The organism is Streptomyces sp. SID14478 (assembly GCF_010548525.1).
Classification (GTDB): domain Bacteria; phylum Actinomycetota; class Actinomycetes; order Streptomycetales; family Streptomycetaceae; genus Streptomyces.
Genome location: NZ_JAAGMG010000676.1, coordinates 1 through 4,006, shown reverse-complemented (window position 1 = coordinate 4,006; position 4,006 = coordinate 1). Strand labels below are relative to the sequence as shown.

Here is a 4,006-nt window from a genome sequence, read left to right as displayed (position 1 = left end):
GGGCCTCGGTGCCGCTCCCGTCCTCCGCGGGGCGCCGGAGCGTGTCCGGGGCGCGGGGCGCGGGCACGGAGCCCGGCGGAGCCGTCACCGCCCCGGCCGAGGCGAATCGGTCGTCCAGGGTGTCCGCGGTCGGGGCCGGTCCGGTGTCGTCGGCGATGTCGGCGGCAGCGTCTTCGTACAACTGACCCCACCAGTCGTCCTCTTGGGCCGGGCGACGGGTGGGCCTCTCCCCCTGCTGGCTCATGCCTTCATTGTCCACGGCACGGGCCGTACGAAAACGGGGCATCGGGAAAATCCCCCACGGAATGGGTGCGCCGGACGGCCCACCCCCCACGGGACAGCCGTCCGGCACACCGGAACAGGTGATCTTTCGAACTAGCGCACGTCGTACGCCCGGGCCACGGTCTGGGTGACCGCGTTGCCCTTGGAGTCCGTCACCTGGATCTTGAGGGTGACCTGCTTGCCGGAGGCGCCCGCGTGGTTCACGGTCGCGCTCCACCTGCCGCCCTGTCGCGAGGTCTTCGCCTCGGTCCAGGTCTGCCCGTCGTCGTACGAGAAGGAGAGCGCGACCTTCGTCAGGTCGCCCGGGGTGTACCCGGCGTGGCCGGTCGCCGTCACGCCGATCCGCTGTCCGTCGGCGGCGGCGAGCGTCTTGAGCCCGTCCTCCGGCAGCGTCAGATGGGGGAAGAGCAGCGGGATGCCCTGCGAGTAGACGTCCTCGTCGAGGTGCGAGCGGAACGACCACGTGGTCAGCGTCTGCGGCGACCGGTTCCAGACCCGGGAGCCGATCTTCATCGTGTTGAGGCTGAGTTCGTACGCCGCGTCGTCCGCCGGGACCTCGAACACGCCGAACGGCCAGCCCGAGTCGCCGATCGTCTCGCCGTCGCGCTTGAGCTGCATGCCGCCGACGTCGCCGAAGCTGCCCTGGATCCCCTGGTGCTCGGTGTCGCCCCAGAAGCCGGGGGCGACGCCGATGAGGTTGCCCTGCCGTTCGGCGGCGAGGGTCTGCGCGCCCGCGTCGTCGAGCGGGGCGGTGGGCGCGAGGACGCCGCCGTACCACTCCTCGGAGCGGTGCTCGCCCTTCTGGTACGTCCGGACCGGGTCGATCATGAACTCGCCGAACGGGAAGCTGCTGGAGACCTGGTGGCCCCAGCCGGTGCTGCCCGCCGAGTAGTACTCGGTGCGCTGCGAGGGCGCCGCGACGGTCAGCAGGTCACCGAAGGAGGCGGCGAGTCCGGAGGGCCGGGTGGCGGAGGGGGTGTCGATGTAGTCGGTGGCGGTGCCGACGGCCCGGTACGTCGCCTTGTTCGCGGCGAGATCCTTGTCGCGGACGCGGTAGGTGCGGTCGGAGCCGATCCGGCCGGTCTCGGGGAAGACCAGGTTGTAGACGTACGGGCTCTCGGCGGTGGCCTTCCAGCGCAGCGTCGTGGCGCCGGCCGCCACGCGCGCGGCCAGGGCCCGGCCCTCGGCGGCTTCCAGGCCGAGCATCGGCACCGGGCCGCCGGTGAAGCCGACCGACGGGTACCAGCGCCCGGCCGCCTCGCGGTAGAGGACGACAGCCTTGGCGCCGGCCTTCGCCGCGTTGGTGGCAACGGTGCCCGCGCTGCCGTCCGCGGGCAGCTTGACGAGGGCGAGCTTGCCCTTGGCGCCGGCCGCGGCCAGTTCCTCGGCGGTGCCGGACTTCGCGTCGACGAGCGGGGAGGTGCCGGTGCCGTCGAGGTTGACGGAGCTGGTGGAGCCGGTCACCGGGTGCAGGGCCGGGCCGCCGACGACGGCGAACGCGGACAGCTGCGGGGCGGCGGCGCGCCAGAAGCTGTCGAACTCGAAGGTGCCGTCGCTCGCCCTGCCGTCCACGTCCGCGTAGTACGAGCGGATCGTGCGGCTGCCGGCCGCGGTGCCCGCGTGCAGCCAGCTCCCGTCCCAGGTGCGGGCGAACCCGAGGGTGGCGCCGCGCACCTCGGAGGCCTTGTCCGTCTTCACGCTCAGCTTGTGCGCCTTGCGCGCGTCGAGCACGACGGTGGTGTCCTTGCGCAGGTTCAGCTGCGGACGGGCCATGTAGGAGAGCGAGTCGAGGAGGTCCCCGGTGCTCTGCGGGGTGCCGATGAAGCCGGAGAGGAAGTAGGCGCCGGGGCGCAGCCGGTAGGTCTGGTCGGTGGCGCCCTCGTTCGGGCGGCGTTCGCCGGTGGCGGTGTCGGTGCCGATGACGTCCAGCGAGGAGGGGCCGTCGGCCGGCTTGCCCTGACGGTCGATCAACTTCACGCGCAGGGTGACCGTCTCGGGTTCCACGTACAGCGAGAAGGGGGTCGAGACGTGCACTCCGCCGGGCCCGGTGGCCAGCACGCGGCCGGTGACGTCGCCGTACTGGGCCGGCGTGAGCGAGGCCGTGGGGTCGACCTTCAGCGGAACCTCGGCGGTGCCGCCGGCCGGGACGGTGACGGTGCGCCGGCGCGGCACGGCCACGGAGGAGCGGACCGTGGAGCCGTCGTTGCCGGTGACGCGGTCCACGGACAGCGTCAACTTCACCGGCTTGTCCGTGGTGTTGGTGTACGGGACGCCGACGGTGGTGCGGTCGCTGGGGTCCTGGGGCCACGAGAAGGTGCCGGCCTGGACGGCGCCCGCGCCGAGCACCGTCTCGTCGATGGCGGCCTTCACGTCGAGCCGGCCGCCGCCGGTCTCGCGGGCGTCGCCGGGGACGTCGCTGTCGGCGGACGACACGAGTGCCTGCTTGATCGCCTGCGCGTCCCAGTCGGGGTGGCGCTCCTTCACGAGGGCCGCGGCGCCCGCGACGTGCGGCGTCGCCATCGACGTACCGCTCATGGACTGGTACGCGTACACGCCCCGGCCGCCCGCGGCGGCCGCCGAGATGGCGACGCCGGGGGCGGCTATCTCGGGCTTGAGGGTGTGGGTGCGCTGGACGGGGCTGCGGCTGGAGAAGGACGCGGTGGTGTCGTCGCGGTCGACGGCGCCGACGGTGAGCACCTCGGGGACGCAGCCGGGCGAGGAGACCGTGTTCAGGGACGGGCCCGAGTTGCCCGCGGCGATCACGAAGAGGGTGTTCTTCGCGGACCGCGCCAGCTCCTGCGTGGCCTGCGACATGGGGTCGGAGCAGTCGAGCTCGTCGGGGTTGCCGAGACTCATCGAGACGACGTCGGCGCCTTCGTCGACGGCCCACTGCATACCGGCGATGATCCATGAAGTGGCCCCGGAGCCACTGTCGTTGAGGACCTTGCCGTTGAGCAGGGTGGTGGCGGGGGCGACGCCCCTCTTCTTGCCGTCGCTGGCCGCTCCGGTGCCGCCGACGGTGGAGGTGGTGTGGGTGCCGTGGCCTTGGTGGTCGTCGGTGTCCGGGGAGTCGGTGAAGTTCTTCGACTCGGCGACCCGGCCCTTGAGGTCGGGGTGCTCGGTGTCGACGCCGGTGTCGAGGACGGCGACCTTGGTGCCCTTGCCCTCGTAGCCCGCGGCCCAGGCCTGGTCGGCGTGGACCTGCTTGGTCGACCTGTCGAGCAGGGACCGGGCCTTCGCGTCGAGCCAGACCTTCTTGAGGTCTCCGGTCGCGCGCGTGCGGCGCGTGGCGGTGATGTCGGCCCAGAAGTCGGCGGTCCGCTTCTTGTCGGCCTTCAGGGCGACGCCGTCGATCGGGTCGAGGACGAGGCCGCGCTCGGCGCCGCGCGGGGTCGCGGGCACGCTGCGCGCCACGTCCACGGAGCCGTCGTAGGTGGCGATGAGCGGCAGGGTGGCGCTGTGCGCGTCGTCGTAGCCCTGCCGGATCAGCCCGGTGACGTTGAAGAGCTGGTCGTCGACGCGGCCCGCGGCGATCGCCTGGAGCGCGCCGTCCGGGTAGACGTAGAGGTCCTTGCCGGACTGGCGGGTCTGCAGCACCGCGGCGGCGGTGCCGTCCGCGGCGGGCAGGGCGGTGGCGGCGCTGCGGCCCTTGGCGTCGGTGGTGACCAGGACGCGGTCGCCGGTCACCAGGGTCACCGTGGCGGTGGCGCCCTTGGCCGCTGCG

Annotated in this window: 1 protein-coding gene and 1 pseudogene; both read right to left on the bottom strand. The window is 72.9% G+C overall.

Features of this window, described 5'->3' with window-relative positions; genetic code table 11:
* Nucleotides 1–244 (bottom strand): annotated as a pseudogene (locus tag G3I40_RS22440) (hypothetical protein); the annotation flags it as partial.
* Nucleotides 245–375: 131 nt separating this feature from the next.
* Nucleotides 376–4,006 (bottom strand): S8 family serine peptidase (locus tag G3I40_RS22435; protein WP_164303933.1); only part of this gene is annotated, 3,631 nt, incomplete at its 5' end.